This is a genomic window from Aeromonas sp. 61P (assembly GCF_051919545.1).
In the GTDB taxonomy this organism is placed as follows: Bacteria; Pseudomonadota; Gammaproteobacteria; order Enterobacterales; family Aeromonadaceae; genus Aeromonas; species Aeromonas veronii.
Window position 1 is genome coordinate 2,061,176 of the sequence record NZ_JBQBEL010000001.1, and the last position, 24,757, is coordinate 2,085,932.

The window sequence follows — 24,757 nt, forward strand, 5'->3', positions numbered from 1 at the left end:
ATATGCCATATGAATATCATCAAAGAATAAGGAGTGGTTATGAAGAGGTTATGGTTCGCCCCCGCACTACTGTTGGTAAGCGGTACCCTGATGTCAGCCGAGCGAGTCGAGCATACGGTGACGGTGACGGCGCAGATCCCGACGGACAAGTTTTATGTGCAGCCGGTCGGGGACTGGATGAATACCCCGCAGAAGCTGACCTTTAACCCCTTTAGCCAGAAGCTGGATCCCTTGGCCAAACAGCTGGAGATGAAGAGCACCCTGGGCCCCATCAAGGGCTATCTGGTCTATCCTGCCACCATGGCCAGCGGCAAGGAGAGCATCGACCTGACGGTCAAGGTGGCAGGTACGGCACTGACGACCGCGTCTCAAGATTTGTTGAACCAGGCGGACGCCAGTACCGGCAAACAGGTCGGGCTTGAGATCATCCCCGCTACGGCGCCAACCGGCGGCTACAAGCCCGGCAACTATCAGGGGATTGTCAGCATGATGTTTGAATCCGAGGCCCCGCCTGCCCCACCCGCTACCTAAATTCATTACAAATCAAGACCCAAGGGGCCGCGAGGCCCCTTTTTAGTGAGGCATCTATCTATACAGGTTGAACACCATGGTTCGAACTCCTCTTCTCTTGCTTGGGTTGTTGCTCTCGGCCCCTGTGATGGCGGCAGAGCCAGCACTGTTGCTGCAACAGGCACGGCAATTGCCGGAAGGGTTTGAAGAGCACTTTTTTGGGGTGCCGCTGATGGTGCGGGTGACCGTCGATGGCCGCCTGCTGGGGGATGGCGAAGTGCTGCTCGGTCGTGATAACTCGGTGCAACTGCTCTCGCTGCTGGAGGTGCAGGAGAGCGAGTTTGACGAGGGGACGCGTGAACGCTGGTTGAACAAACTGGGTACAACACTGCCCCTTGGCGAGTGCGACCCGCGCTGCCCGGAGGGGATCCTTGGGCTGCAATACAGCCTGGAGGAGTCCCAGCTGTCTGTATTGACCAGTGAGGTGGAGCAGGCGGCGCGGGATCAACGGTTTATGGCACTGCCAAAAGGGAGCAAGGGGCTGCTGGTTCAGAACCAGCTGAACCTGGTGCAGGGCAGCCAGCGCAGCGGCCACTACAACCTGCAGCTGGAGGGTAGCTGGGGGCAGTGGACCCCCTTTATGGAAGGGGATGCCACCTGGCAGGAAGGGGAGTCAACCGAGCTGGGCATGGCCCAGATCTATGGCGAGCGGCTTCATGAGGCCCAGTTTTACCGCCTGGGCTTCTTCTTTCCCACGGCGCAGGGATTGGTGCGCCAGCCGAACTACTACAGCGGTGCGACGCCCACCGTGCTCGGGGTAATGTGGGGCAGTTCGGATCTGCTGCGCCGGGAACGCGGGGTCGCCAGCATGGTGCCGATCCAGGTGGCGCCGACGCGGCCCGGCCTGGTGGAGATTTACCGGGACGGGCGCCTGATCCAGTCCCAGCAAGTCGTCGCGGGTCTGCAGGCCCTCGATACCCGATCCCTGCCAGGTGGCATCTACGAGGTGGAGCTGCGATTGCTGGAAGATGGTCAGGAGAGCCGCCGCTGGCGCGAGATGATCTACAAACCCGCCAACTGGCAGACGCCGGAAGAGCCGTGGCGCTTCAACCTGTTTGCCGGGCGCCAGACCCGCTGGCTGGTGCGCCAGGGAGACAGCGACCTGGAAGGGGCCAGCGGCGGTATTGCGGTGAACCACCTGCTGCTCCCCTCGCTGGTGGTGGGAGCGGGGAGTCAGTATGTGGACAGGCGGGCCCAGCACGCCTTGTCGCTCGACTGGCAGGCCACCAGCCAGCTTCAGGGCTTTGCTTCCGTGAACCAGAGCGCAGGCTCGGGCTGGGGATATGATCTGCAAGGGATCTACTGGCAGGGTAACAGCAGTCTGGTGGCGAGCCATTCGCGCAACCAGCGCAAGCAGGGGGAGGCAAGTCGTAGCTCCAGCCTGTCGCTGCAGCAGTCGCTGGATCGGTGGGGAACGCTCGGTCTCTATGTCTCTCATCAGTCTGGCCGCGGCAATGGCGCCGATCTGGGATGGCACTACAGCGACAGGTTGTGGGGGCGCTGGGTGACCTGGGGGCTGACCTTGTTCGATCGCCCCGGCAGCGAGAGCACGGCGCAGCAGCGGGATCGCGGCAGTACGCTCAGTCTCACCGTCAACCTGGGAGGGGACGATCGCCAGTTGTCGCTGGGGCTGGGCAGCAATACCTCCCGCTCGGGCGGTGCCCAGCGCAGCGCCTATCTCAACTACCAGCAGGAGGTGGATTGGGGGCCGCTGCGTCAGGTCAGCGTGGGCAGCACCCATGACAGCTATGGTACCGGTCTATCCGGCTATGGCCGCTTCGGGGCGCCCTGGCTTGGAGGGGATCTGTTTGCCCAGCACTCCTCCTATAACGGTGAGGTGACCGGCGGCATCAACTTGGAGAGCGTGGTGGCACTGGGGCGGGAGGGGGAGATGGCGCTCGGCTCCCGCGAGATGGGCGCCATGGGTAACGAGGCGGCGATGATCCTGGATATCGACGCCGATGACGAGGCGGCGCGAATTTGGGTCAGCGACGATCAGGGCGGTGTGCAGACCCTGGGGCCCGGTCGCCATCTGGTTTCGGTACCCGCCCTGCAAAGTGGCGCCTTGCAGCTGGAGATGGCCGATCAGGATGGGGCGCCGCTCACCATCAAACCCGCCGTGCTTCCCTACCACCTTAATCGCGGTGGGGTGGGGTATGCCCAGGTCAATGCCATGAATACCGTCACCGTAATTGGTCGTCTGCTGAATAAAGAAGGTCAACCATTAAGAGGGGCTGTGGTGCGCAACCATATTGGTCGCACCATGAGTGAGAATGATGGTTTTTTTGTCATGGATATGAGTAAAAAGAACCCAAGTTTACAGGTTGAGCGTGATGGCCGATTACAATGCCAGATGCTCTTGAACCAAGATGATAATAAGTGGGGACAAGATACATGGTTTCTTGGTGATCTCGTTTGTCATGAACAGCTACTGGCTAGAAAGTAATTTAAGGATATTCAATGTTGCTCAAATTTTTTTTGAGGTGCCTATATGTTGCAATGTTTATATTTTGCCTTTCAGCAAATGCAGCAACAGTGGATGTGACCGCCGAATATAAACCAGCCGTTTATGAAGATGCTCGTGGTACATTTAAAAGCACCACGGTATGTAAAAATCAGCTGCCTGGTGCGTCTATTGACGAGTGTTATGGAAATATAGTGTCGCTCGATAGCTTACTGTTTTCGTTTAAAACGACCATAAAAAGAGTCGTCGTCAAGGATTTCAAGGATAAGAAAGATGCATTTGTTTTTTTTGGGTTATCAGGAAGGAAAATGATGACTATCAAATCAGAAAATGGAAAAGAGTTCCCTGTTGATGTTATTCCAGAGCAGTTAGGTGCTGATTGGGAGACAGGTATTAAATATGTTGATGGGGCCAAAGATGTTTATGATGGTATGACAAAGCCATTTGGGGGGTGCAGATATGTAAATAGAGCTTATGCATCTTACCCCAATCGTATTTCCAGATGGGTTCTATTGTGGGGAAATCTAGACGGAAAATCTTGTTATACAGAGAAATCAGCAGAGCCTTATGATGGATTATATAGCATCAATATGGTTATGTTTGGCTTTAAAATAAAACCACCATCACCATTGGATATGCCTAACGGTACTTATCGCGGCTCATTGACACTTTCGATGGGGAATAATGGTGATATAAGTTTGGGTAATGGAGAGTACTCTGATAATCAACTTGTCATTAATTTAACGCTGACAGTCAGACATCAGCTGAAAGTATTGTTCCCATTAAAAGAACAGCAGCTGGATTTACAGCCACCTGGCGGCTGGACCAATTGGATTCATCGCAATGATCGTAGTACGCCAGCATCATTAACTGCGACCTTGGCGACCAGAATATGGGCCTCTGCACCCTATAATGTACGACTGAAATGCCAATATATAAATAGTAGTGGAGATCGCTGTTTTATTAAAAATGAACGAGCAAACCACTCTGTCCCTGTTGATGTCTATGCTACCGGTATGCATAATATTCAATATTTAATATATCCACATAAAGATGAAAATTATTATGGTCACTCCATTCTATCGGGTGATGATCGGCCATTCAAATTTGAAATAAAGGGTGCACAGGTTTCAGAAATGATGAAGCACCCTGGTGGGCGTTACAAAGGAGATATCACGATCATAATTGAAGCGGCAATCTGACCATTACCAATTCACCACGAGTGCTCTAATATAATACATTGCAAACTAAATCAACTGCTTTTTAATATAGGCCATGAATTTTTGCATATTCAAAAAGGGCACTGTCACTGGTAATTCCCAACCTTGCCATGGCATTTTTCTTCTGGGTGCTGATGGTCTTGACACTGCGATGAAGGTATTTCGCTACTTGGGTGACTGACATGCCGCTGGCCAGCAGGCGCACTACTTCACTCTCTTTGGGAGTGAGCGGGTTGATACTGTCTGGATCCGTGATGCCAGCATTGGCTAGCAGCATTTGTACTGTCGGGCCAATATAGTGATGGCCGAGCAATATCTGGCGAATAGCATCAGCCAATTCATTAATAACCGATTTCTTTAGTATCAGTCCTTTTACCCCAGCCAGAATAAGGGATTGCAAGATGGCACTGTTCTGGATTTGGGTCAGCACGATAATGGGAAGATTGGGATAATCCCGACGTAACTGCTGGATCATTACTATGCCATCGCTACGGGTATCGCCCGGCATGCTGAAATCGGTGATCAACAGATCACAACGATGTTGTTGCAATAATTTCAGCAAGTCAGATACCTGATATGCCTCGGCGACCACTTCACAATGGGGTGTTATCTGTTCAATCAGGCTACGGATCCCGGTCAAAATCAAGGGGTGGTCATCGGCAAGAATAATCTTGAAGGACATGGATGAGCCTCTTATAAAGCAGTGAATAATATTCAGACTATCAAAGCTAACATTTCTATACTACCGTGCGCACCCCATTTTTTCAGGAGCATATATCTTTTGATAAATATATTTGAATCGTTATGTATATATATTGTTTGCTTATGTCATTAATCAAACGATTCATAATTATTGTCTCTGTTTTTTCCTTGACGCCTTCCGTATTTTCGGCAGAGGGGCATTCTGTCCCAACGATTGAAGTGGGCATATTGGCCGGAGGATGGGGCCCTTTTCAGCAGTGGGACGGTAAGGTCGCCGCCGGCTTTAGCATTGAATTGATGGAACAATTAGCCAAAAAGCTGGACTACCGGATCGCCTGGCAGGTCTACCCCGACTGGGAGGCTATGTATAGCGATGCCTGCCGTGGCAAGCTGGATATCCTGCTCGATGCTTTTAACTCTGAAGTGCGCCAGTGTGTCACCTATAGCCTGCCTTACTACACCTCGCCGACCGTGGTGGTGGTGCGCCAGGACAGCGCCCTGTTTCGGGATGTGAGCCGGTTGCAGTCCGCCAGCATTGCCATCGAAAAAGGCTTTCTGACCGAGAAGCTGGTCAAGCTGCATTATCCGAATGTCACACCCCGGCTCTTTGTCGACACCCGTAGCGCACTACAGGCTGTTGAACAAGGGCGTGCAGATGCCTATATCGGCAACCTCCATGTGGCCAACCTGTTTATCGAGCGTCACCCGGCGTTGGCGGTGGTTGCCCAGTCTCCCTTGTTGATGGAAACCCTGCATCTTGGCGTCGCCAGCCAGAAACACTCTCTTGCTATCCGGCTTGATACTGCCATTCAGTCGCTGACAGTCGAGGCGCGCAGTGAACTGGAGAAACGCTGGCTAGGGGAGAGTCTGGAGCCCAATTTTATGGGGCACAGTCATTTTTTACTGCGTCCTGATGAGCGAGCATGGCTCTCGATGCTGCCGCCGTTAAAGTTGGGATTGATCCCCGGCTGGGTGCCCTTCTCTTATCACGATGAGGGGGGCAATCCGGTCGGCTTGATGGCGGATTATCTGGACGTGCTGCAAGAGAAGTTGGGGCTGGCATACAGCCGTGTGCCAGTGCAGAGCTGGCCCGATCTGCAGCAGTTGCTGCTGCATCACGATGTGGATCTGGCGGTATTACCCACCCGCATCATTGAGCGGTTGGTGGGTTGGCATGCCAGCGAGCCCTTTGCATCATTCCCGATGGTGCTGGTGACGGCGCGCGGTAGTATTCCGATCGGGGATCTCTCTGATCTGGCCGGTAAAAAGTTGTTGTTGACCGACAGTATGCTGATCCCCCAGCTAAGGACACTGGTGCCTGACCTGAAACTGATCACGACCAAGAGTGCCAACGAGGGGCTCGCTCGTGTTGCAGCAGGTGAGGGAGATGCCTATATCGGCAATCTGGTGGTGGTCTCCCGTCTTGTCACCGAGCAGTTTGATGACCGACTTCATATTGCCGCGCCCACCCCCTTCAAGGATGAACTGGCTGTGGCAGTACGTGAGCCTTACACCCCCTTGCTGCCCCTGGTCAACCGGGTGCTGGCCAGCATGAGCGACAAGGAGAAGCGCCAGATCCGCAACAGCTGGTTGGCGCTCAATTACAGCGAAGGGATCCCCAGAGCGAAACTGGTGCGTACCCTGCTGCCCGCCGGGGTGGCGATTACGCTCTTTATTCTGGTGCTGTCGGTGGCGTACTGGCGGCTGCGTCAGGAGATAGTCCGTCGTCATCAGGTTGAGGTTGCATTGGCCAGAGCCAAGGCCAAGGCGGAGTCTGCCGCCACCCAGAAAGGGGAGTTTCTGGCCACCATGAGCCACGAAATTCGCACGCCCATGAATGGCATTGTCGGTATGGCGGAACAGCTCACCTTTACCGAATTGACTCAGGATCAGCGCCAGATGGTGGAGGTTATCAACCGCGGTGCCCAGGGGTTGCATGCGCTGATCGACAACGTGCTCGACTTCGCCAAGCTGGAAGCGGGCAAGATGCAACTCGAAGAAGCGCCGTTTCTTGTCCGGGAGCTGCTTGACGGCGTGCTGACCATGACGGTGAGCGAAGTACATCGCAAGGGGTTGCGCGTCTATCTCTGGGCGGATGCCGGAGTGGCGGTTCGGGTTAGTGGTGATGCGCTGCGTCTGCGCCAGATCCTCTTCAACTTTGTCAGCAATGCCATCAAATTTACCGAGCGGGGCTTTATCGAGATCTCGGTGCAACTGCTGTCGCAGGGGGAGGGGCAACAGCAATTGTGCTTCGGTGTGCGCGACAGCGGCATCGGTATGAGCCCAGAGGCGCTTGGCCGGATCTTCAATGCCTTTGAACAGGCAGAGAGCTCCACCACCCGCAGTTATGGTGGTACCGGCTTGGGCCTGAGTATCTGCCAGACCCTGGCCACCTTGATGGGTGGCGAGATCCGGCTGGAGAGTGCCCCTGGGCTGGGCACTTTCATCAGCCTGACGGTCACGTTGCCAGTGCTGGCACAGCGAGAGCCGGATCCTCGTCTCAATGGCGTGCAAGCCCACATCGATCTCCATGACGAGAAGTTGTGCCACACCCTGTTGTTGCAACTTGATGCGTTGGGAGTAATACGAACGTCGGAGTCTGGTGATGCTCAGCTGCGTTTCACAGACCATGAGTTGGCGGGCAACAGGGTCATCCGGGTGCTGCCGCTGGCAACCCCCCTCGGCTTTCGCTGTGATGAGGGGGGTTACATTCTCAACAGCAATCCCATGACCTGGCATGCGGTGCGGGAAGTTTGCTATCGCCAGCTTGGCTTGAGCGATGGGACGGCAACGAAAGCGATGCGAAAGAGCGCACCCATGCAGCCCTGTCGGGTATTGCTGGTGGAGGATAATCCCCTCAACCAGTCGCTGGTAATACGCCAGCTCAGGCAACTAGGGATGAACTGCGATGTGGCAGAGCATGGCCAGCAGGCTCTCGAGATGGTCGCGCAGCATCCCTATGAGCTGGTGCTCTGTGACTGTCAGATGCCGGTGATGGATGGTTATGAGTTCACCCGCAGGATACGGGCTGCAGAGAAAGGCGAGCGGCAGCTGATCATCGCCATGACGGCCAATGTGTTGCCAGAACAGGCTCAGCGCTGTTTTGCCGCGGGCATGGACGATCTGCTGGGCAAACCGGTGCTGTTGGATACTCTGCGCCAGATGTTGCAGAAGTGGCAGATCTTACCCGCGCCTACCTTGATTGATATTGCAGCCATGGAGGCATTTTTTGGTCATGGTGAGAAGTTGCGGCAGATGTTTCCGCTTTTTCGCCAGGAGCTTGAACAGTCGATGACACAGGCGCCACCTGATGACAATGCATTGGCCAATTGGGTGCATCGTCAGGCGGGGACCATCAGCATGATGATGGCGCCGGAATTGGCGGAACAGGCATGGCGATTGGAAGAAAAAATCCGTCAATTTGGATCGCCAGCTTGTACTGATGAGCTAACAAGGTTTCGTGCCCAATTACAGCAAATCATCGGTGAGTTGACGTTATTGAGCGAGCGAGATGGGCACTCAGTTATCGAGGGAGAACTGGAGTAAGGGGAACTGTTCACTCATAAAATTGCGGGGGCTGTGGCCATTGCCTGCGGTGGCCAGCCACTCCCAATCCAGTTTTGGCGAGCCGGCTTTGAAGCGCTGATAGGCAACACCTTGATGGATGGTCAGAAAGAGGGTCGTGGGGAGTCCCAGCTTGTTGCTGTAGCGCACCATCAGATCACCCTGATAGTCGTTGCTGATTCTGACTTTGAGCGCCTGCAGTGTCAGACCGGTGGCGTGACCATGCTCGTCCCAGACTTCAAACATGATGTGAACACTCTGATGTCGATGATGCCACGATGAGCAAGATGGGATGCAATTGCAACTGTCAGATCTGACAATGCCGAAAAAGTGTGAGGGGGATAGCAGAAAGCGAAAACCCGGCGCGAGGCCGGGTTTTCTTGAATGATGGTGGAGGGAGAAGGATTCGAACCTTCGAAGGCAGAGCCGTCAGATTTACAGTCTGATCCCTTTGGCCGCTCGGGAACCCCTCCACAGGGGCAAAGCAAATTGTATTCAGCCATTGCAATCAGGGAAATGGTGGAGGGAGAAGGATTCGAACCTTCGAAGGCAGAGCCGTCAGATTTACAGTCTGATCCCTTTGGCCGCTCGGGAACCCCTCCACGGGGTATTTCCTGATTGTCACTACTTTTGCACTTGAATGGTGGAGGGAGAAGGATTCGAACCTTCGAAGGCAGAGCCGTCAGATTTACAGTCTGATCCCTTTGGCCGCTCGGGAACCCCTCCCCAAGTGCGAGGCGCATACTATCAGATCCAGAGGCTTTGTGAACCCCTTGATGAGGCATCTGGCAGTAAAAAATGACTGTTCGTCGATTTTTTGATACATACAGCTCAAAATTCAAGCTTATCAGCAAGTTGTGCGCTGCTTTTCTGCACAAAACAGCATCCGTGCAAGTTGGCTATCGCGCTGAAGAGAAGGCCGATAGCAGAAGACCGCCAGCGTTGGCGGTCTTCCCGGGCATCACATTTAGCGCTGGAACGGGTAGATCGAACCCAGTTTCAGGATCTGGGTCAGTTCGTCCAGTGCGCTGCGGGACTCCTGCACCAGTGCCGGATCCCGCAGGTCGTCGAGGGTCAGCCGGTCACGGTAGTGGCGATCGACCCAGCCATCGAGACGGGCAAACTGGCTGTCGTTGATAAGGCAGGCCGGATTGACCGCAGCGAGTTCCTGATCGTTCATGGCAACCCGCAGTCGCAGGCAGGCCGGGCCGCCACCATTGCGCATGCTCTGTTTCACATCCATATAGTGGACTGCCTTGATCGGGGTCTCCTGCGTCAGCAGCTTGCCGAGATAGGCTGACACCGCCGGATTGTCGCGGCACTCGGTGGGGGCGATGATGGCCATCTCGCCGCTCGGCAGGGTGAGGATCTGGGTGTTGAACAGGTAAGATTTCACCGCATCCAGCACGGATACCTCGGCAGTCGGCACTTCGATAAAGTGCAAATCCCCCTCGCCAAACTTGCCGCGGATTTCGGTCAGCACCGCTTTGGTGTTGAGGAACGCTTGTTGGTGGAAGAAGAGCACGTTCTGGTTGCCCACCGCGATCACGTCGTTGTGGAACACCCCCTGATCGATCACATCCGGGTTTTGCTGAATAAACACCACGCTCTCCTCGCCAAGGCCATGCAGGCGGGAGATGGCCTGGCTTGCCTCCAGAGTCTGGCGGGCCGGATAGCGCTTCGGCGCCGGGCGGGAGTAGTCAAAGGCGCTGCGGCCATAGACAAACAGCTCGACCCCCGCCTCGCCATAGGCGCGGCAGAGCCGGGTGTGGTTGGCTGCCCCCTCGTCGCCGAAGTGGTCATTTTCCGGCAGATGGAGGTGGTGGCTGAAGTGGCGATCGTTGTTGAACACGGCGCGCAGGATACGGCCCGTGACGTCGGGCTCCAGAGAGCGGTGAAACTTGTTGGTCAGGTTGGCGGGGGTGAAGTGAATGCGGCCATCTTGGGTATCGGCACTGGGAGAGACGGTGGCGGCGTTGGCGGTCCACATGCTGGAGGCCGAATAGCAGGCAGCCAGTACGGCGGGAGCCTGTTTGGCGGCCTGCTCCAGCACCCGGGCATCGTTGCCGGTGAAGCCTAGGCGGCGCAGGGTGGCGAGATCGGGACGCTCTTGTGGCGCCAGTACCCCCTGGGTCATGCCAAGCTCGGTCAGCGACTTCATCTTGCGCAGTCCCTGTTTGGCGGCCTCTTTCGGATTGGAAGCCTCCTGGGCATTGCTCTGGGAGGCAACATTGCCGTAGGAGAGGCCGGCGTAGTTATGAGTCGGGCCGACCAGACCGTCGAAATTGACCTCGAAGTGCTTCATTGAGTACATCCTTTCGATTTTTATGATGGGTAGCGGTTCCTTCCGCGCACAATGCGTCGGGGTTGGGCCATTATAAAGAGATTTTATGTTTTTGTAACAAGCCGGTAACCAGCAGACGTTTTTATGTCGTTTCAGATATAAAAAGAGGGGCGGTATGGCAGAAAATTGAAAAAGCGGTTGCGTCCGGCCTGTTGCCTTCGCATTAATAAATAAAGAAGCAATAAAAGAAGCCGTGTGGTTCGGGCTGGTCAGGCAAATTTGCTCACAAGATTGCTTTTTCGCGCCAAATCTCTTATACAGCCCCACAAAACCGCACACCAACCCCGTCGGGTGCAATGAGGATAATAGTTACAGCATGGGCAAATCACTGGTCATAGTGGAGTCTCCGGCCAAGGCCAAGACGATCAACAAATATCTGGGCAAGGACTACGTGGTGAAATCCAGCGTTGGTCATGTTCGCGATCTGCCCACCAGCGGCAGCGCCAGCACCGAGCCCAAGAAACCTGTCATTCGCGGCATCAAGTTGAGCGAATCCGAGAAGGCTGCCAAGGATCGCAAGGCCCTGTTTGCCCGGATGGGTATCAATCCGACCGCTGGCTGGCAGGCCAACTACCAGATTTTGCCCGGCAAGGAGAAGGTGGTCAGCGAGTTGCAAAGTCTGGCCGAGAAAGCCGACACCATCTATCTCGCAACCGACTTGGATAGAGAAGGAGAGGCGATCGCCTGGCACCTGCGCGAGATCATCGGTGGCGACGACAGCCGCTACAAGCGCGTGGTGTTTAACGAGATCACCAAGAGCGCCATCAAGGAGGCGTTCGCCCAGCCGTCCGAACTCAATATTGACCGCGTCAATGCCCAGCAGGCCCGTCGTTTCCTCGACCGCGTGGTGGGTTACATGGTCTCCCCGCTGCTGTGGAAAAAGCTGGCCCGCGGTCTCTCCGCCGGTCGGGTGCAATCCGTTGCGGTGCGTCTCATCGTCGATAAAGAGCGCGAAATCAAGGCGTTCGTACCGGTCGAGTTCTGGGATCTCAATGCCGACCTGCTGACCGCCGACAAGAGCGATCTGCGGATGGAAGTGGTCAGCCGCAATGGTGCAGACTTCAAGCCGGTGACCCAGGCCGAGACCTTTGCCGCCGTGGCGGCCCTGGAAGGGGTCGACTACAAGGTGGTGAACCGGGAAGACAAGCCGACCGGCTCCAAGCCGTCCGCGCCGTTTATCACCTCTACCCTGCAGCAGGCGGCCTCTACCCGGCTGAGCTTCGGGGTCAAGAAGACCATGATGATGGCCCAGCGTCTCTATGAAGCGGGTTACATCACCTATATGCGTACCGACTCCACCAACCTCAGCAAAGAGGCGGTTGAGGCGGTGCGTGAATATATCGGCGAGCAGTATGGCGCGGCCTATCTGCCAGCCGAGCCGAATCTGTATGGCGCCAAGGCCAATGCTCAGGAAGCGCACGAAGCGATCCGTCCCTCCAACGTACAGGTGACTGCCGAGATGCTGGAAGGGATGGAGCCGGATGCCATGCGTCTGTACGATCTCATCTGGCGTCAGTTCGTTGCTTGTCAGATGACCCCGGCTCAGTACGACTCTTCTACCCTGACCGTCAAGGCGGGTGAGTTCGAGCTCAAGGCCCGTGGCCGTACCCTGCGCTTCGCCGGTTGGACCAAGGCTCTGCCGCCTATGGGTCGCAAGGGCGAAGATAGTCAGCTGCCGGCGGTCTCCGTGGGCGAGGTGCTGAAGCTGATCAAGCTGGATCCGCGCCAGCACTTCACCAAGCCGCCTGCTCGTTTCACTGAAGCAGCGCTGGTGCGCGAGCTGGAAAAACGCGGTATCGGCCGTCCGTCAACCTACGCCTCCATCATCTCCACTATCGTCGATCGCGGTTATGTACGGGTCGAGAGCCGCCGTTTCTTCGCCGAGAAGATGGGCGAGATCGTCACCGATCGTCTGGTGGAGAACTTCGTCGAGCTGATGAACTACGAGTTCACCGCCAAGATGGAAGACAAGCTCGATGGCATCGCCGAAGGGAGCTTGGAGTGGAAGAAGGTGCTGGACGCTTTCTACGCCGAGTTTACCCAGGAGCTGGAGAAGGCTGACAAGGCGCCCGAAGAGGGCGGCATGCGTGCCAACCAGATGGTGATGACCGACATCGACTGCCCGGATTGCGGCCGCAAGATGGGCATTCGTACTGCCACCACCGGTGTTTTCCTTGGCTGCTCCGGCTATGCCTTGCCGCCGAAAGAGCGCTGCAAGAAGACCATCAACCTGGTCTCTGCCGACGAGTTTGTCTCCGCCACTGACGGCGAAGAGGCGGAAACCGAAGCGCTGCGCGCCAAGCACCGCTGCGGTGTCTGTGGCACTGCGATGGATGCCTACATCATCGATGACAGCCGCAAGCTGCACGTCTGTGGTCGCAACCCGGATTGCGATGGCTACGAGATCGAGAAGGGCCAGTTCAAGCTCAAGGGCTACGAAGGGCCGAGCATCGAGTGCGACCGTTGCGGCAGCGAGATGCAGCTCAAGAACGGCCGTTTCGGCAAGTACATGGGCTGCACCAACGAGACCTGCAAGAACACCCGCAAGATCCTGAAAAACGGCGACATCGCGCCGCCGAAGGAGGATCCTGTGCCGCTGCCGGAGCTCAAGTGCACCCAGTCCGATGCCCACTTTGTGCTGCGTGACGGGGCTGCCGGTCTGTTCCTGGCGGCCAGCAACTTCCCCAAATCCCGCGAGACCCGCGCGCCGCTGGTGGAAGAGCTCAAGCGCTTCAAGGATCGAATCTCGGCCAAGCACAAGTATCTGGCGGGAGCCCCGCTCACCGATCCGGACGGAAACCCCGCTATCGTGCGCTTCAGTCGCAAGACCAAGGAGCAGTACGTGATGAGCGAGGTCAACGGCAAGGCGACCGGTTGGACCGCTCACTACGACAACGGTACCTGGCAAGAGAGTTTGCCAAAGGCTAAAAAAGCGTGATGAAAAGAGGCCCCGACAAGGGGCCTCTTTGCTTATGGATAGCGGTATACTGAGACAGCTGCAAGGAGTGCAGCTGTCGTCAATCGCGAAGTAGACAAGGAGGTTGAGATGGAGATTAACGAGATCCGGCCGGGCATGAGCTGCATGACCCGGGAAGGGGCGGCCTATGTGCTGGAGGTTGACCGGCAGAGTCTGCTGGTGCTGCTGCAGCGCGCGGACGAGACCATACCGGTGCAGGTGCGCAGCGACGAGATCCTGGCGCCGCTGGAGTGATCCGGCTGTGATCCCCTCAAAACGGCAGTAAAAAAAGCAGCTCGGCCAGATCGGGCTGCCATTGCCACTCCTTCAATCTGACCCGTCCACCAATCACGGGCACGCCCTCTTCCTGCAGCAATCCCGTCTGTCTGTCGAAGCCCGCCGACCCTTTCGGTAACGAGATGGTGCCCGCCGCGCCCAGTACCCGATGCCACGGCAGTAACTTGTCGGTTTCCCGCAGCACCTTGCCTACCAGTCTTGCCCGTCCGGGCAGCCCCGCCAGATCGGCCACCTGACCATAGCTGACCACCCGGCCTGCCGGGATCAAGGCGATGATCGCTTCGATACGGGCAGCTTTGTTCAATGGGGACGGACTTGATTCAATGCTCATAAACCCGATTCGTCAAAAACAACAGATGCGCCATTGTGGCGCTTCTGTCATGGGGCTGGCAATGATTCAGCCGAAGGTCTGGCTAAGCCCCTTCAGTTGCTTGGCCCGTTCCAGCAGAGCCTGACTGGAGTGATCGACATCCAGCATCTTCTGACTGTTGGCGTGGGAATACTCGGAGATCTGGTGGATGCTGCGGCTGATCTCCTCCACGACCGCTTGTTGCTGCTCTGCTGCGGTGGCGATCTGGGTGGAGTGTTCGGTGACCAGCTCTATCTCTGCCAGCACGGTATGGAGGCTGCTGGCGCCCTGGCGGGTCATCTCGGCACATGTGCGGGTCTGTTGCAGGTTCTCCTGCATCATCCCCTTCCAGCGTCCCAGAGTGTGCTGGATCTGCTTGATGCTGCCCTGGATCTGCTCGGTCGCCTTGTGGGTGCGGGTCGACAGGGTACGCACCTCGTCGGCCACCACTGCAAAACCACGGCCCTGCTCCCCGGCGCGAGCGGCTTCGATGGCCGCGTTGAGGGCCAGCAGGTTAGTCTGCTCGGCGATGCCCTGGATCTCGCCCATGACACTGCCAATCCGTTCGGATTCACTGGCGAGCTCTACCGCCGAGTTGAACGCCAGCTCTGCCTGTTTGGCGAGCTGTTCGATCTGCTGCTCGGTCTGGTTCAACTGCTGGTTGGTTTGTTCACAACGATTGCGAGCTTCGTTGACCTGACCGTTGGAGTCCTGAATGTTGCGGGCGATCTCGTGAGCTGTGTTGGCCATCTGAGTCATAGCCGTAGCCATCTGCTGGGTCTGGGCATCTTGCTCGTTGATATCGAGACAGGCTTGATGAGAGGCCTGCTTCAGATTGATGGCCAGGGTTTGCAGAGGTGCCGTGGCATCGTTGATCCGTCCCAACACGGTTCGGATGCGGGCTTGAAGCATCTTGATATGAAAATCGGCAATGGCGCCGGGGTTGTCACCGGAGTAGACCAACCGGGTCAGACTGTCATATTCACGGCCCAGCTGCTGCAGATAGTGGGGCAGGGCAAAGAGCTCGCGCCAGTAGGCTCCGCCAATAAGCAACAGGGGCAGCAGCATCAGCAGGACGGTCATGGCCCCTTGGCTGGCGAAGGTCCAGCCCATCAGGCCGAGCAGCAGCAGGGTAATGGCCGGGGTGCGTACTTTGGCAAGAGAGGGTAGGTTGCTGCTGTTGCCGCGCTCGGCCTTGAGCAGGGCTTGGTAGGTCTGAGCGGCGATGCGCTTGAATTGGGGCTCGGGTTTGCAGCGTACCGACTGGTAGCCGCTGATCCTGTTGCCTTCATAGATGGGGGTCACATAGGCATCTACCCAGTAGTAACGACCATCCTTGCAGCGATTCTTGACGATGCCGCGCCAGGGTTTGCCCTCCTTGAGGCGGGCCCAGAGATCGGCGAAGGCGGCCTTGGGCATGTCGGGGTGGCGTACCAGATTGTGGTTGTGACCGACCAGCTCGTCGGCGCTATAGCCGGCGATGGTGCAAAAAGCCGGATTGGCATAAGTGATCACCCCGCGCAGGTCAGTGGTGGAGACCAGTTGTACGTCGGCAGGAAACTCCACTTCGCTATCCAGGGTATGGACATCTCTGCGGGCCATAGGAATACGCTCCGATGTTCTTGTTGATAATGTTGTCGTTGTTATTGTGGCAGATCTGGAGGTGGCCGCAGGCTCGCGCCAGCAGGAGGCAGACCAGCTTCATTGGGGGCTGGATTTTGCCAATAATGGCGGATGAATGGTAGGGGGAAGTTGATGTTTTGTTGGCTAATCGTAAAAAAGGCGGCCGATTGGCCGCCAAAGTAGAGACAACATTACCTCTGTGGCATCCGGTAGCGCACCTGCAACTGATCGAGGATCTGCAGCTGACCCGGCAGGCGGGCGGCGAAGTGCTCCCAGCCCTTGTGGGCGGGATCGCTCCAGGCCACCTCGGCCGTGGCCAGCATACGCGGGAACAACATGTAGTCGAGACGATCACGGCTGGTGATCAATTCTGACCACAAGGGGCTCAGCACCCCGAGGATGTTATCGTTGGCATGGAAATCGGCTGGGGCAGGATCGCAAGCATAAACCTGCTCCAGATTGAGGGTCCCCGCCCAGTAGAGGCCGGGTTCATGAATATCGGCGCTCCAGGCGAGATCGAGATAGAGGAACTGGGCGGGCGCCATCACCACCGGATAACCGGCCGCGGCAGCATCCAGCCCCGCCTGAAAGCTGGTCCAGGCACAGATGGCCGCTTTGCGGCTCACCTTGTCGCCATGCAGGATCTCCTCCCAGCCGATCATCTGTTTGCCTCTGGCGGCCAGATAGCGCTGGCAGTGGCGCAGCAGACGGCCCTGCAGCTCGCGGCAGTCGGCGTAGCCCTGCTCGACCATCAACTGCTGGCAGGCGGGGCTGTCGGTCCAGACCCCGGTCGGCACCTCGTCACCCCCCATGTGGATCTGCGGGCCGGGAAAGAGCTCGCATACCTCGTCCAGCACCGCCTCCAGAAAGCGGTAGGTGCCGGGCAGGGCGGGGTTGAGCACGTTGTCATCGAAATGCTGAACCGAGCGGTAGCGGGAGTGATCTGCCGTTTCGATTAGCAACTCGGGCAGCGCCTTGATGGCGGCGTGGCAGTGGCCCGGAATGTCGATCTCGGGAATGACGGTGATGCCGAGCTCACTGGCATAGCTCACCAGCTCCTTCACCTCGCTCTGGGTGTAGTAGCCGCCATAGGGTTCGGCACCGCCGCTGAGCTGGGGGTCGATCGCCAGATCGTGGCCGCGCCAGGCACCCACGTCGGTCAATGCCGGGAAGGCCTTGATCTCGAGTCGCCACCCCTCGTCATCGGTCAGATGCCAGTGGAAGCGGTTGAACTTGTAGAGGCTCATCAGCTTGAGCAGGCGCTTGATGGTGGCCGGAGTGTGGAAGTGGCGGGCGCAGTCGAGAAAAATGCCGCGAAAGCCAAAGCGCGGGGCATCCTCCAGCGTGATGCAGGGCAGGCTCTCCCCATGTTGCAGATACCACTGGGCTAGCGTGACCAGCCCATGACGCCAACCCGCTTCGTCGGCGGCGGCAATCACCACCTCCTGCGGCGTGATGGTGAGTTGGTAGGCTTCGGGGGCCAGTTTGGCCTCGGTCAGCCGGATTTCTGCGTCGTGATCCTGCTCCAGCGCCAGCGACGTCAGCTCGTTAAAGTGGGCCAGCAGCTTCGGTACATCGCGGGGGGCGCTGACATGGGCCCGCTCGGCCAGCCGGAAGTTCCCCTCCAGCAGCACCTGATGGGCCGGTTGTGGCACTATGCCAAACAGGGGCTCGACTTCGGGCAGGTCGGGGCGGGTTACCGGCGGGTTTTCAAGTCCGAGATCCTGCGCCGCCAGCGTCACCGGTAGCAGCTGGGCACCTGTGGTCGCCTCCGGCAAGCTGAGGAAAAAGCCCTGCGGCATGTCGGAGAGCTTCTTGATGGGCGTCTGGCGGCAGCAAAAGCGCAGCTCGCAGCTGCCAGCGTTCGGGACAATCACCTTGTAGCTGCCGCTCTGGCGCTCCAGCTCGCCCCCTTGCAAGGAGTCGGGGTCGATATGGCGAGCCAGACAGAAGTGCAGCTTCCACCGGGTATCCGGCATGCGGGATAGGGTGAAGGTGAACCAGACATCCTCGCCGTCACGTCGGGCGACCTGGGTGTGGATCAGGGGTGTAGACATGGAAAATCCTCTGATTGGGCAAACAGGATGGCGCCATCGAGCGCATCTGCCTGGGGGGGGATCAGGTTGAGCTGGCCGAGACGGGGGGCAAGGCGGGTGCCAATCCCCCCCAGCAGGGCGATCTGTCTGGCACCCAGCTGGGTCATCCCCTCCAGCAGGATCCGCAGTTGTTCGCAGGTTTCGTCCAGCAGCTGATTGGCGAGCTCGTCGCCATCGCTGGCGGCATCGAATACCCAGGGGGCAAAGTGGCCATAGTCCGCCGGAATGGCGCGGGCGGCCCAGCGTACCACCTCGGCCTGATCCCGCTTGAAGCGGTCCATCAGGCGGATTGCGAGGGTGCTGGGGGGCAGAATGCCGTCGTGGCAGAGCAGAGATTGCTGGATGGCGCGCAGCCCGAGCCAGGCGCCGCTGCCTATGTCCGAAATGGGGAAGCCGCGGCCGGAACAAGTACGGATCTGCCCTTCCTGATAGATCAGCCCCACCGAGCCGGTACCGGCGATCAGGATGGCCCCCTCACGGCCACCAAAGGCGCCGAGGCAGGCACCGAAGGCATCGGAGGTGAGCCTGACGCTGGCAAAGGGGAAGGGCATCTCGAGCAGGGCGTGATAGCAGTCGGCCAGCTCGGCGGAGGCGAGCGCCAGCCCGACCCCCATCTGCTGTTCGCTCTCGATAGCGATCCCGGCGGCAAGGCGGGCGCTGGCGATGGCGGCCAGCACATTGGCGTGGGCATGGGGAATGCCCAGCTCCAGATTGGATCCTGCCGCGCGCCCCTCTCCGAGCAGTTTGCCCGCCCGATCCCGAATGCGGGCGCGGGTGTGGGTGCCACCGCCGTCGACACCGACCCAGTATTCAATCATGGCGACCTCCATTTCCCTGCGCACTCTGCCAAGTGATGGCCAGGGCAAACCAGGCAGCGTGGGGGATCCACTGCTCGCCCCAGCGCCAGTTCTGATCCAGCCGTTCCCTGTACTCCTCCGGAATAAAGGCCACCTCATTTTCGTCATCAAACCCTGAGGTGATGCCGTTGCAGATGCCCCCCTGCGCATTGGGATACCCGGCGGTATAGGCGGGGTTGTTGATGCCGTGGCCCGCCAGCATGCAGGCGTTGAAGGGGTTTTGCCCGAGGACCCAGTCGAGTTGGCGCTGACCGTAAGTGATGAGCGGCTGGCTCTGGCGGGGGAAGTGGCGGGCGCCAGCAAAGGCCATGGTCGCCAGAGACGCGAGGCGGGCGTTCTCCCCCTGCCACCAGTATCCGGATTCGTTATCGTGGGGCATAAAGAAGCTGATGCGCGGCGCTTCATCTACCCCTTTCACATATTGGCGGGCGAGGGAGAAGGGGTTGCCCGCGCGGGCGCAGAGCGCCAGCTCGGCGGCCAGCGCCTGCTCCACCACGGTTTGTACCCTAGCCTTGTATTCCTGATCCGGCTCTACCCCCAGATATTCCAGCAGCGCCAGCACCGGCAGACCCGCCTCAGCGGCGTGGTAGTAGGGGCGCGAGCCATCCTCGTTGGCCGACCAGTAGTGACCCAGCTCAGGATGAGGGCGCTGGCGGGCACAGAGCTTGCTGGCACGGGCTCTCGCCTCATTCAGCCACTCGTTGCCGAAGGTGCGGGTCAGCTCCACCGCCGCGAGCAGGGCGCAGTAATCGTCGATGATGTTCTCGACCCCGTCATCAAGGTAGGCAAGGTTGTGTTCGCACAGATGCAGGTAGCCGCGTTTGGCGGCCTCGGCGTAGCGGCTGGCATCGAAGTCGCCACTGACGCTCTCGCGGGCGGCGCGGGCCAGCGCGGCGATAGCCATGCCGCCCCCTTGGCGAAAACCCGCCTGCCAGTTGGCGGACTTGATCCCCTGCTGGGTGGCATAGGCGCACAGCTCGCGCTGGGCGGGATCCTTGCTCCACTTGTCGAACAGGGTCATGTAGAAGAAGCCCGACTCATCCTGCATCCGGCAGAGGAAATCGGCGCCGTGCAGCGCCTCGTCATTGAGCCGCTTGCAGAGGTTCACTCCGTCGATATCGCGGCGTGGGGCCAGCAGTTCCCGGCACTTGAGCAGGGCCCACACCACCATGGGGGTCTGCTGGGGGTTGAGGTAGTTGGCGTAGGAGAGGTGGCTCAGGTACTTGCTCATGTCGCCGCTGGCATCGAACCAACCGCCGTGCACATCTTTGTGCTGGTCGGTGCCAAACAGGCGGGCGTTGCGGTCGGCCCGATCGAAGGTGCCGCTGGCGCGCTGCCCCTTGAAGTAGTGGATAACGTCCGAGAGGCAGCGGCTGGCCAGCAGATCCTGGCCGATGGCAAAACGGGTCGAACGGACAATGCCTTGGGCAGTGATCGCCTCCAGCCGATAGTGGCCGGGCTCCTTGAAGGTGGAGAAGTCGGCACGCCAGTAAGCGCGGCCCTGCCAGCCAGGGACGCTGCCAGCCGGTTGCAGCGGGGTTTCAAACAGGATCTGGCCATCGTCGAGGCGTTGCAGCCTGACATAGCCGCCGAGATCAGGGGCGGGGGAGGTTTGCAACAGGGCGACCTTGTGTCCGTCGCACTCGTAGCCCACCTGATTGATCAAGAGTTCCATCAAGGTATTACTCCTGTGGTTCACCGCCGGGCGGTGAGGCACATCACGGGGCTGTGGCCGCCCCGTATCGAGGCATGGCCGGACAGGGTTGTCCGGCCGGTATCGGGTTCACCTTCACTCGTAGAGGTAGCAGCGCACGAAGTGGTTGTCGGCAAGCTTGGTGATGGGGGGCAGCGCCTCCTTGCAGCGGGGCATCGCCTGATTGCAGCGCCCGGCAAAGGGGCAACCGCAGGACTCCGGCGTCCAGAGCGGGATCTCCCCCTTGCGGCCACCCTCCAGCTCGGCGTGGATGCTCTTCTCGGGGTCGGGCACCGCCGAGATAAGCAACTGGGTGTAGGGGTGCTGCGGGTGGTGCAGGATCTCGTCCACCTCGCCCCACTCCACCATGTGCCCTACATACATCACCGCCAGATCTTCCGCCACATAGCGGGCGGTGGCGATGTCGTGGGTGATGTAGAGCATGGAGACGCCGAGCTCGTTCTTCATCTGTTCCATCAGGTTGAGGATGCCGATGCGAATGGAGACGTCGAGCATGGAAGTGGGTTCGTCCGCCAGCACAACCTCCGCCTCCACCGCCAGATTGCGGGCGATGTTGACCCGCTGGCGCTGGCCGCCGGAGAGCTGGTGCGGATACTTGGCCGCCGTTGCCTTGGCGGGGGTGAGCCCCACCTTCTCCAGCAGGGCGTAGACCATGTCTGGCAGCTCTTTTTTGTCGATCACCTTGCTGTGCAGCAGCAGGGGGCGGGCGATGTGGTGATAGATGGTGTGGGTCGGGTTGAGCGAACCGAACGGATCTTGCCACACCATCTGCACGCTCTGGCGATAGTCCAGCAGGGCGGTGCCTTTGTTGAACTCCTCCAGATCGTGGCCGCGATAGAGAATGCGCCCGGCACTGAGCTTGTACATCTTGGCGATGATCTTGGCGATGGTGCTCTTGCCGGAGCCCGACTCCCCGACCACCGCCAGGGCGCGGCCCCGGTGCAGGTTGAAGGTGATGTCGGAGAGCGCCCGCATCTTGCCACTCTTGATGGCATTGGAGTTGATGGGGAAGTCCTTGTAGAGGTGCTGGACTTCGATGATGGGTGCATCGGTTTTGGCGATTTGCATGACAGACATCCTTAACAGCCAGCGGCCTTGTCCAGATAGATCACGGAATCTTGTTGCAGTCCCTGCTCCTCATAGAGGTGGCAGGCGGTCTGTTGCCCGGGGCGGATCTCGGCCAATCTGGTGTACTCCTGACGGCAGCGATCGTGCACCTTGCCGCAGCGGGCCTGAAAGCGGCAGCCGACCGGCACCTCCAGCAGGTTGAGCGGGGTGCCCGGGATCCCCTCCAGCACCTTCTTCGGCCCGTGCAGGGGCGGGAAGGAGTTGCCGAGCCCTCTGGTATAGGGGTGTAGCGGCGCAGTCAGGATCGCCTTGGAAGGAGCCACCTCCACCAGTTCACCGGCATACATGATGCCGATGCGATCGCAGAACTCCACCATCAGGGAGAGGTCGTGGGTGATGAACAGAATGGAGAAGTTGAACTTCTCTTTCAGGGCATAGACCTTCTGCAGGATCTCCCGCTGTACCACCACATCGAGCGCCGTGGTTGGCTCATCCATGATCAGCAGCTCGGGGTTGAGCGCCATGGCGATGGCAATCACCAGCCGCTGGCGCATGCCGCCGGAAAACTGGTGCGGGTAGTCCTTGAGTCGGCTCGGGTGGATATCGACGATGGTGAGCAGCTCCTGGGCGCGCTTGATCGCCTCGTAACGGGTCATGCCGGGGTTGTGGGCCAGCAGCACGTCGCAGAACTGCTCCTCCATCCGCAGTACAGGGTTCAGGGCGTTCATGGCGGACTGGAACACCACCGACACCTGTTGCCAGCGATAGGAGCGCAGCCGCTCGTCGTTGTAATGGAGGATGTTCTCCCCCTTGAACAGGATCTCGCCACCGCTGATGTAGGCGGGCGGCTTGTGCAGCCGGGCCACCGAGAAGGCGACGGTGGACTTGCCGCAGCCCGACTCACCGGCGAGACCGAAGATCTCGCCCTGTCTGATATCGAAGCTCACCGAGTTGACGGCGCGCACGTCGCCATTTTCGGTGATGTAGTCGACGCAAAGATTGCGTACTGACAGCAGGGGATGCTTGTTCATGCTGTCTTCTCCTGTGCTGTGGCAACCGGTGTGGCCAGTTTCTTCCAGCGGTTGAGCCCTTTGTGGGAGCGCAGCTGCGGGTTGGCAATCTCGTCGATGGCGAAGTTGAGCAGGGCCAGACCGGCACCCAGGGTGGCGATGGCAAAGCAGGGGGCCAGGATCTCCCACCAGGCGCCGACCAGAATGGCGCTGGAGGTCTGGGCGTTGTAGAGCATGATGCCCCAGCTCACCACGGTCGGGTCGCCAAGCCCCAGGAACTCCAGGGTCGCTTCGGTGACGATGGCGTAGATGATGGAGCCGATAAAGCTCACTCCGATGATGGAGATGAGGTTGGGCAGGATCTCCACCAGAATGATGCGCCAGGCCGGCTCGCCCAGCACTTCGGCGGCGATGACGAACTCCTTCTCGCGCAGGGCCAGGGTCTGGGCCCGGATGACCCGCGCGCCATAGGCCCACGAGGTCAACCCTATTATCACGGCAATCACCGCCGGTGACGCCTCCCCGATAAAGCTCGCCAGCACCAGTAGCAAGGGGAGGTTGGGGATCACCAGCACCACGTTCATCAGGAAGGTGAGGCACTCATCCACCAGACCGCCGAAGTAACCGGCGGTGATGCCGATGGCGACGGCCAGGGTGCAGACCAGCAGGCCTGCGCTGAAACCCACCAGCAGCGAAATACGGGCGCCGTTGGTGAACTGGGCCCAGATGTCGTGGCCCATGCGGGTTGAACCCATCACGAACTCGGCACTGGGCGGCTGGTGCGGGCGAGCCACCCGTTTGGTCGGCTCGTTGCTGGCCAGAATGGGGGCAAAGAGGGCCATCAGTACGAAGGCAACCACGATGGCGAGGCCACAGGCAGCCTTCTTGTTGCCCAGCAAGATTTTGAGAATGGTCGGCATACGCATCTTATTTGCTTCCTGTACGCAGACGGGGATCCAGGAAGACGTAGAGCACGTCGGCCAGGAAGTTGAAGCTGAGCATGGTGATGGTCATGATGAGCAGCTGCCCCTGAATGAGCGGGTAGTCGCGGGCCAGAATGCCCTGATAGAGGGTCAGGCCCAGGCCGGGATAGTTGAAGATCACTTCGGTGATGAGAGATCCACCGATAACGAAACCGAGCGCCATGGAGAGGGCGGTGACGCTGGGCAGAATGGCGTTGCGGGCGCCGTAGTTGAAGATCACCCGGTTGCTGGAGAGCCCCTTGGCCTTGGCCATGGTGATGTAATCCTCGCCCAGCAGGTTGATCATGTTGTTGCGCATGGTGATGAGAAAGCCCCCCACCTGCACCACGGCCAGAGTCAGCACCGGCATGATGGCGTGGGTCATGATGCTCTTGATGTGCTCCCAGCCCCAGTCAGCCTTGATCTCCGGGCTGTAGGCGTAGCCGATGGGCAGCCATTCGAGGCTGACCCCGAACAGGAACAGGGCGAGCAGGGAGACCACCACCGGCGGAATAGCCTGCATCACCAGGGTGAGCGGGGAGAGAATGCTGTCCATCCGGCCGCCGCGATACCAGGCGGCAAAGATGCCGACGATGGAACCGATGGAGAAGCTCAGGATGGTGGAGGTGCCGACCAGAAACAGGGTCCAGCCGATGGCACGGCCCAGCACGTCAGAGACCTGCTGCGGGTAGAAGCGCACCGAGGTGCCGAGATCCCAGGTGAAGACACTCTTCACATAGGTGAGAAACTGGGTGCCGATGGGGCCGTCGACAAAGCCGAAGGTGGCTTTGAGGGCTTCCAGGGCGGCGGGTTCCATCATGGCGCCAGCGCGGGCAAACATCACGGAGACAGGATCCCCTGGCATGGCACGGGGTAACAGGAAGTTGATGGTGGCGGCTACCAGAAAGGCAACCAGATAGAAGGAAAAGCGTCTCAGTATGAATCCCATGATAGTACCTTT

At 58.8% G+C, this 24,757-nt stretch carries 18 protein-coding genes and 3 tRNA genes; 6 read left to right on the forward strand and 15 right to left on the reverse strand.

Annotated features, from left to right (window positions below):
• The first annotated feature begins 39 nt into the window (after nucleotides 1-39).
• The 3 genes from ACTG2O_RS09980 to ACTG2O_RS09990 all read left to right on the forward strand — a co-directional run bounded on the left by ACTG2O_RS09980 (nucleotide 40) and on the right by ACTG2O_RS09990 (nucleotide 4,236).
• Nucleotides 40-531 carry a CS1 type fimbrial major subunit gene (locus ACTG2O_RS09980; RefSeq protein WP_439975683.1) on the forward strand — a complete coding sequence of 164 codons (492 nt, stop codon included), beginning with the start codon at nucleotides 40-42 and terminating at the stop codon, nucleotides 529-531.
• A 76-nt stretch (nucleotides 532-607) separates the two neighbouring features.
• A complete protein-coding gene (locus ACTG2O_RS09985) occupies nucleotides 608-3,016 on the forward strand; it encodes a CS1-pili formation C-terminal domain-containing protein (RefSeq protein WP_439975684.1) in 2,409 nt (802 codons plus the stop codon).
• A gap of 14 nt (nucleotides 3,017-3,030) precedes the next feature.
• Nucleotides 3,031-4,236: a hypothetical protein gene (locus ACTG2O_RS09990; RefSeq protein WP_156808791.1), complete on the forward strand. Its 1,206-nt coding sequence runs from the start codon at nucleotides 3,031-3,033 to the stop codon at nucleotides 4,234-4,236.
• 61 nt (nucleotides 4,237-4,297) lie between these two features.
• Here ACTG2O_RS09990 and ACTG2O_RS09995 read toward each other — a convergent pair whose 3' ends face one another.
• Nucleotides 4,298-4,936 carry a response regulator gene (locus ACTG2O_RS09995; RefSeq protein WP_019445676.1) on the reverse strand — a complete coding sequence of 213 codons (639 nt, stop codon included), beginning with the start codon at nucleotides 4,934-4,936 and terminating at the stop codon, nucleotides 4,298-4,300.
• A 122-nt stretch (nucleotides 4,937-5,058) separates the two neighbouring features.
• On the opposite strand from ACTG2O_RS09995, the gene ACTG2O_RS10000 reads away from it, so the two are divergent.
• Complete coding sequence (locus ACTG2O_RS10000) at nucleotides 5,059-8,502, forward strand: ATP-binding protein (RefSeq protein WP_439975685.1); 3,444 nt, start codon at nucleotides 5,059-5,061, stop codon at nucleotides 8,500-8,502.
• Here the strand turns inward: ACTG2O_RS10000 and ACTG2O_RS10005 are convergent.
• The 5 genes from ACTG2O_RS10005 to astB all read right to left on the reverse strand — a co-directional run bounded on the left by ACTG2O_RS10005 (nucleotide 8,476) and on the right by astB (nucleotide 10,825).
• Nucleotides 8,476-8,766 (reverse strand): hypothetical protein, encoded by a 291-nt coding sequence (locus ACTG2O_RS10005; protein WP_139476462.1) that lies wholly within the window; start codon nucleotides 8,764-8,766, stop codon nucleotides 8,476-8,478. The genes ACTG2O_RS10000 and ACTG2O_RS10005 overlap by 27 nt on opposite strands.
• Before the next feature lie 142 nt (nucleotides 8,767-8,908).
• Nucleotides 8,909-8,993, reverse strand: a tRNA-Tyr gene (locus ACTG2O_RS10010).
• Between the two features lie 44 nt (nucleotides 8,994-9,037).
• Nucleotides 9,038-9,122 (reverse strand) — tRNA-Tyr (locus tag ACTG2O_RS10015).
• 39 nt (nucleotides 9,123-9,161) lie between these two features.
• Nucleotides 9,162-9,246: transfer RNA gene (locus ACTG2O_RS10020), tRNA-Tyr, on the reverse strand.
• Nucleotides 9,247-9,487: 241 nt separating this feature from the next.
• A complete protein-coding gene (gene astB, locus ACTG2O_RS10025; RefSeq protein ID WP_439975686.1) occupies nucleotides 9,488-10,825 on the reverse strand; it encodes an N-succinylarginine dihydrolase in 1,338 nt (445 codons plus the stop codon).
• Nucleotides 10,826-11,180: 355 nt separating this feature from the next.
• Here astB and topA point away from each other — a divergent pair, with 355 nt between their 5' ends.
• On the forward strand, nucleotides 11,181-13,802 hold the full coding sequence (topA, locus tag ACTG2O_RS10030; RefSeq protein WP_265775383.1) for a type I DNA topoisomerase: 2,622 nt from the start codon (nucleotides 11,181-11,183) through the stop codon (nucleotides 13,800-13,802).
• 108 nt (nucleotides 13,803-13,910) lie between these two features.
• Nucleotides 13,911-14,075 carry a hypothetical protein gene (locus tag ACTG2O_RS10035; RefSeq protein WP_005334891.1) on the forward strand — a complete coding sequence of 55 codons (165 nt, stop codon included), beginning with the start codon at nucleotides 13,911-13,913 and terminating at the stop codon, nucleotides 14,073-14,075.
• Between the two features lie 16 nt (nucleotides 14,076-14,091).
• On the opposite strand, the gene ACTG2O_RS10040 is transcribed toward ACTG2O_RS10035, so the two are convergent.
• The 9 genes from ACTG2O_RS10040 to ACTG2O_RS10080 all read right to left on the reverse strand — a co-directional run bounded on the left by ACTG2O_RS10040 (nucleotide 14,092) and on the right by ACTG2O_RS10080 (nucleotide 24,745).
• Nucleotides 14,092-14,448 (reverse strand): MGMT family protein, encoded by a 357-nt coding sequence (locus ACTG2O_RS10040; RefSeq protein WP_439975687.1) that lies wholly within the window; start codon nucleotides 14,446-14,448, stop codon nucleotides 14,092-14,094.
• Nucleotides 14,449-14,514: 66 nt separating this feature from the next.
• On the reverse strand, nucleotides 14,515-16,068 hold the full coding sequence (locus ACTG2O_RS10045; protein WP_236297031.1) for a methyl-accepting chemotaxis protein: 1,554 nt from the start codon (nucleotides 16,066-16,068) through the stop codon (nucleotides 14,515-14,517).
• Nucleotides 16,069-16,280: 212 nt separating this feature from the next.
• Nucleotides 16,281-18,146 carry a beta-N-acetylhexosaminidase gene (locus ACTG2O_RS10050; protein ID WP_439975688.1) on the reverse strand — a complete coding sequence of 622 codons (1,866 nt, stop codon included), beginning with the start codon at nucleotides 18,144-18,146 and terminating at the stop codon, nucleotides 16,281-16,283.
• A complete protein-coding gene (locus ACTG2O_RS10055) occupies nucleotides 18,131-19,003 on the reverse strand; it encodes a BadF/BadG/BcrA/BcrD ATPase family protein (RefSeq protein WP_100653224.1) in 873 nt (290 codons plus the stop codon). Before ACTG2O_RS10055 ends, ACTG2O_RS10050 begins: the two co-directional genes overlap by 16 nt.
• Nucleotides 18,996-20,717: a glycoside hydrolase family 9 protein gene (locus tag ACTG2O_RS10060; RefSeq protein WP_439975689.1), complete on the reverse strand. Its 1,722-nt coding sequence runs from the start codon at nucleotides 20,715-20,717 to the stop codon at nucleotides 18,996-18,998. Before ACTG2O_RS10060 ends, ACTG2O_RS10055 begins: the two co-directional genes overlap by 8 nt.
• Before the next feature lie 114 nt (nucleotides 20,718-20,831).
• Nucleotides 20,832-21,824: an ABC transporter ATP-binding protein gene (locus ACTG2O_RS10065; RefSeq protein WP_005353824.1), complete on the reverse strand. Its 993-nt coding sequence runs from the start codon at nucleotides 21,822-21,824 to the stop codon at nucleotides 20,832-20,834.
• An 11-nt stretch (nucleotides 21,825-21,835) separates the two neighbouring features.
• Nucleotides 21,836-22,855, reverse strand: a complete 1,020-nt coding sequence (locus ACTG2O_RS10070; RefSeq protein WP_005334876.1) for an ABC transporter ATP-binding protein — start codon at nucleotides 22,853-22,855, stop codon at nucleotides 21,836-21,838.
• Entirely contained in the window at nucleotides 22,852-23,760 is a 909-nt protein-coding gene (locus ACTG2O_RS10075; protein WP_431361373.1) for an ABC transporter permease, read from the reverse strand. Before ACTG2O_RS10075 ends, ACTG2O_RS10070 begins: the two co-directional genes overlap by 4 nt.
• 1 nt (nucleotide 23,761) lies before the next feature.
• Nucleotides 23,762-24,745 (reverse strand): ABC transporter permease, encoded by a 984-nt coding sequence (locus tag ACTG2O_RS10080; protein ID WP_439975690.1) that lies wholly within the window; start codon nucleotides 24,743-24,745, stop codon nucleotides 23,762-23,764.
• Nucleotides 24,746-24,757 lie beyond the last annotated feature (12 nt).

Excerpts from the sequence above, each read along its gene's own strand:
- ACTG2O_RS10080 (WP_439975690.1), bottom strand. The coding sequence starts at position 24,745 with ATGGGATTCATACTGAGACGCTTTTCCTTCTATCTGGTTGCCTTTCTG.
- ACTG2O_RS10005 (WP_139476462.1), bottom strand. The coding sequence starts at position 8,766 with ATGTTTGAAGTCTGGGACGAGCATGGTCACGCCACCGGTCTGACACTG.
- ACTG2O_RS10050 (WP_439975688.1), bottom strand. The coding sequence starts at position 18,146 with ATGTCTACACCCCTGATCCACACCCAGGTCGCCCGACGTGACGGCGAG.
- ACTG2O_RS09985 (WP_439975684.1), top strand. The coding sequence starts at position 608 with ATGGTTCGAACTCCTCTTCTCTTGCTTGGGTTGTTGCTCTCGGCCCCT.
- ACTG2O_RS10055 (WP_100653224.1), bottom strand. The coding sequence starts at position 19,003 with ATGATTGAATACTGGGTCGGTGTCGACGGCGGTGGCACCCACACCCGC.
- ACTG2O_RS09980 (WP_439975683.1), top strand. The coding sequence starts at position 40 with ATGAAGAGGTTATGGTTCGCCCCCGCACTACTGTTGGTAAGCGGTACC.
- ACTG2O_RS09995 (WP_019445676.1), bottom strand. The coding sequence starts at position 4,936 with ATGTCCTTCAAGATTATTCTTGCCGATGACCACCCCTTGATTTTGACC.
- astB (WP_439975686.1), bottom strand. The coding sequence starts at position 10,825 with ATGAAGCACTTCGAGGTCAATTTCGACGGTCTGGTCGGCCCGACTCAT.
- ACTG2O_RS10070 (WP_005334876.1), bottom strand. The coding sequence starts at position 22,855 with ATGAACAAGCATCCCCTGCTGTCAGTACGCAATCTTTGCGTCGACTAC.
- ACTG2O_RS10000 (WP_439975685.1), top strand. The coding sequence starts at position 5,059 with ATGTATATATATTGTTTGCTTATGTCATTAATCAAACGATTCATAATT.
- ACTG2O_RS09990 (WP_156808791.1), top strand. The coding sequence starts at position 3,031 with ATGTTGCTCAAATTTTTTTTGAGGTGCCTATATGTTGCAATGTTTATA.
- ACTG2O_RS10065 (WP_005353824.1), bottom strand. The coding sequence starts at position 21,824 with ATGCAAATCGCCAAAACCGATGCACCCATCATCGAAGTCCAGCACCTC.
- ACTG2O_RS10060 (WP_439975689.1), bottom strand. The coding sequence starts at position 20,717 with ATGGAACTCTTGATCAATCAGGTGGGCTACGAGTGCGACGGACACAAG.
- ACTG2O_RS10075 (WP_431361373.1), bottom strand. The coding sequence starts at position 23,760 with ATGCGTATGCCGACCATTCTCAAAATCTTGCTGGGCAACAAGAAGGCT.
- ACTG2O_RS10045 (WP_236297031.1), bottom strand. The coding sequence starts at position 16,068 with ATGGCCCGCAGAGATGTCCATACCCTGGATAGCGAAGTGGAGTTTCCT.
- topA (WP_265775383.1), top strand. The coding sequence starts at position 11,181 with ATGGGCAAATCACTGGTCATAGTGGAGTCTCCGGCCAAGGCCAAGACG.
- ACTG2O_RS10035 (WP_005334891.1), top strand. The coding sequence starts at position 13,911 with ATGGAGATTAACGAGATCCGGCCGGGCATGAGCTGCATGACCCGGGAA.
- ACTG2O_RS10040 (WP_439975687.1), bottom strand. The coding sequence starts at position 14,448 with ATGAGCATTGAATCAAGTCCGTCCCCATTGAACAAAGCTGCCCGTATC.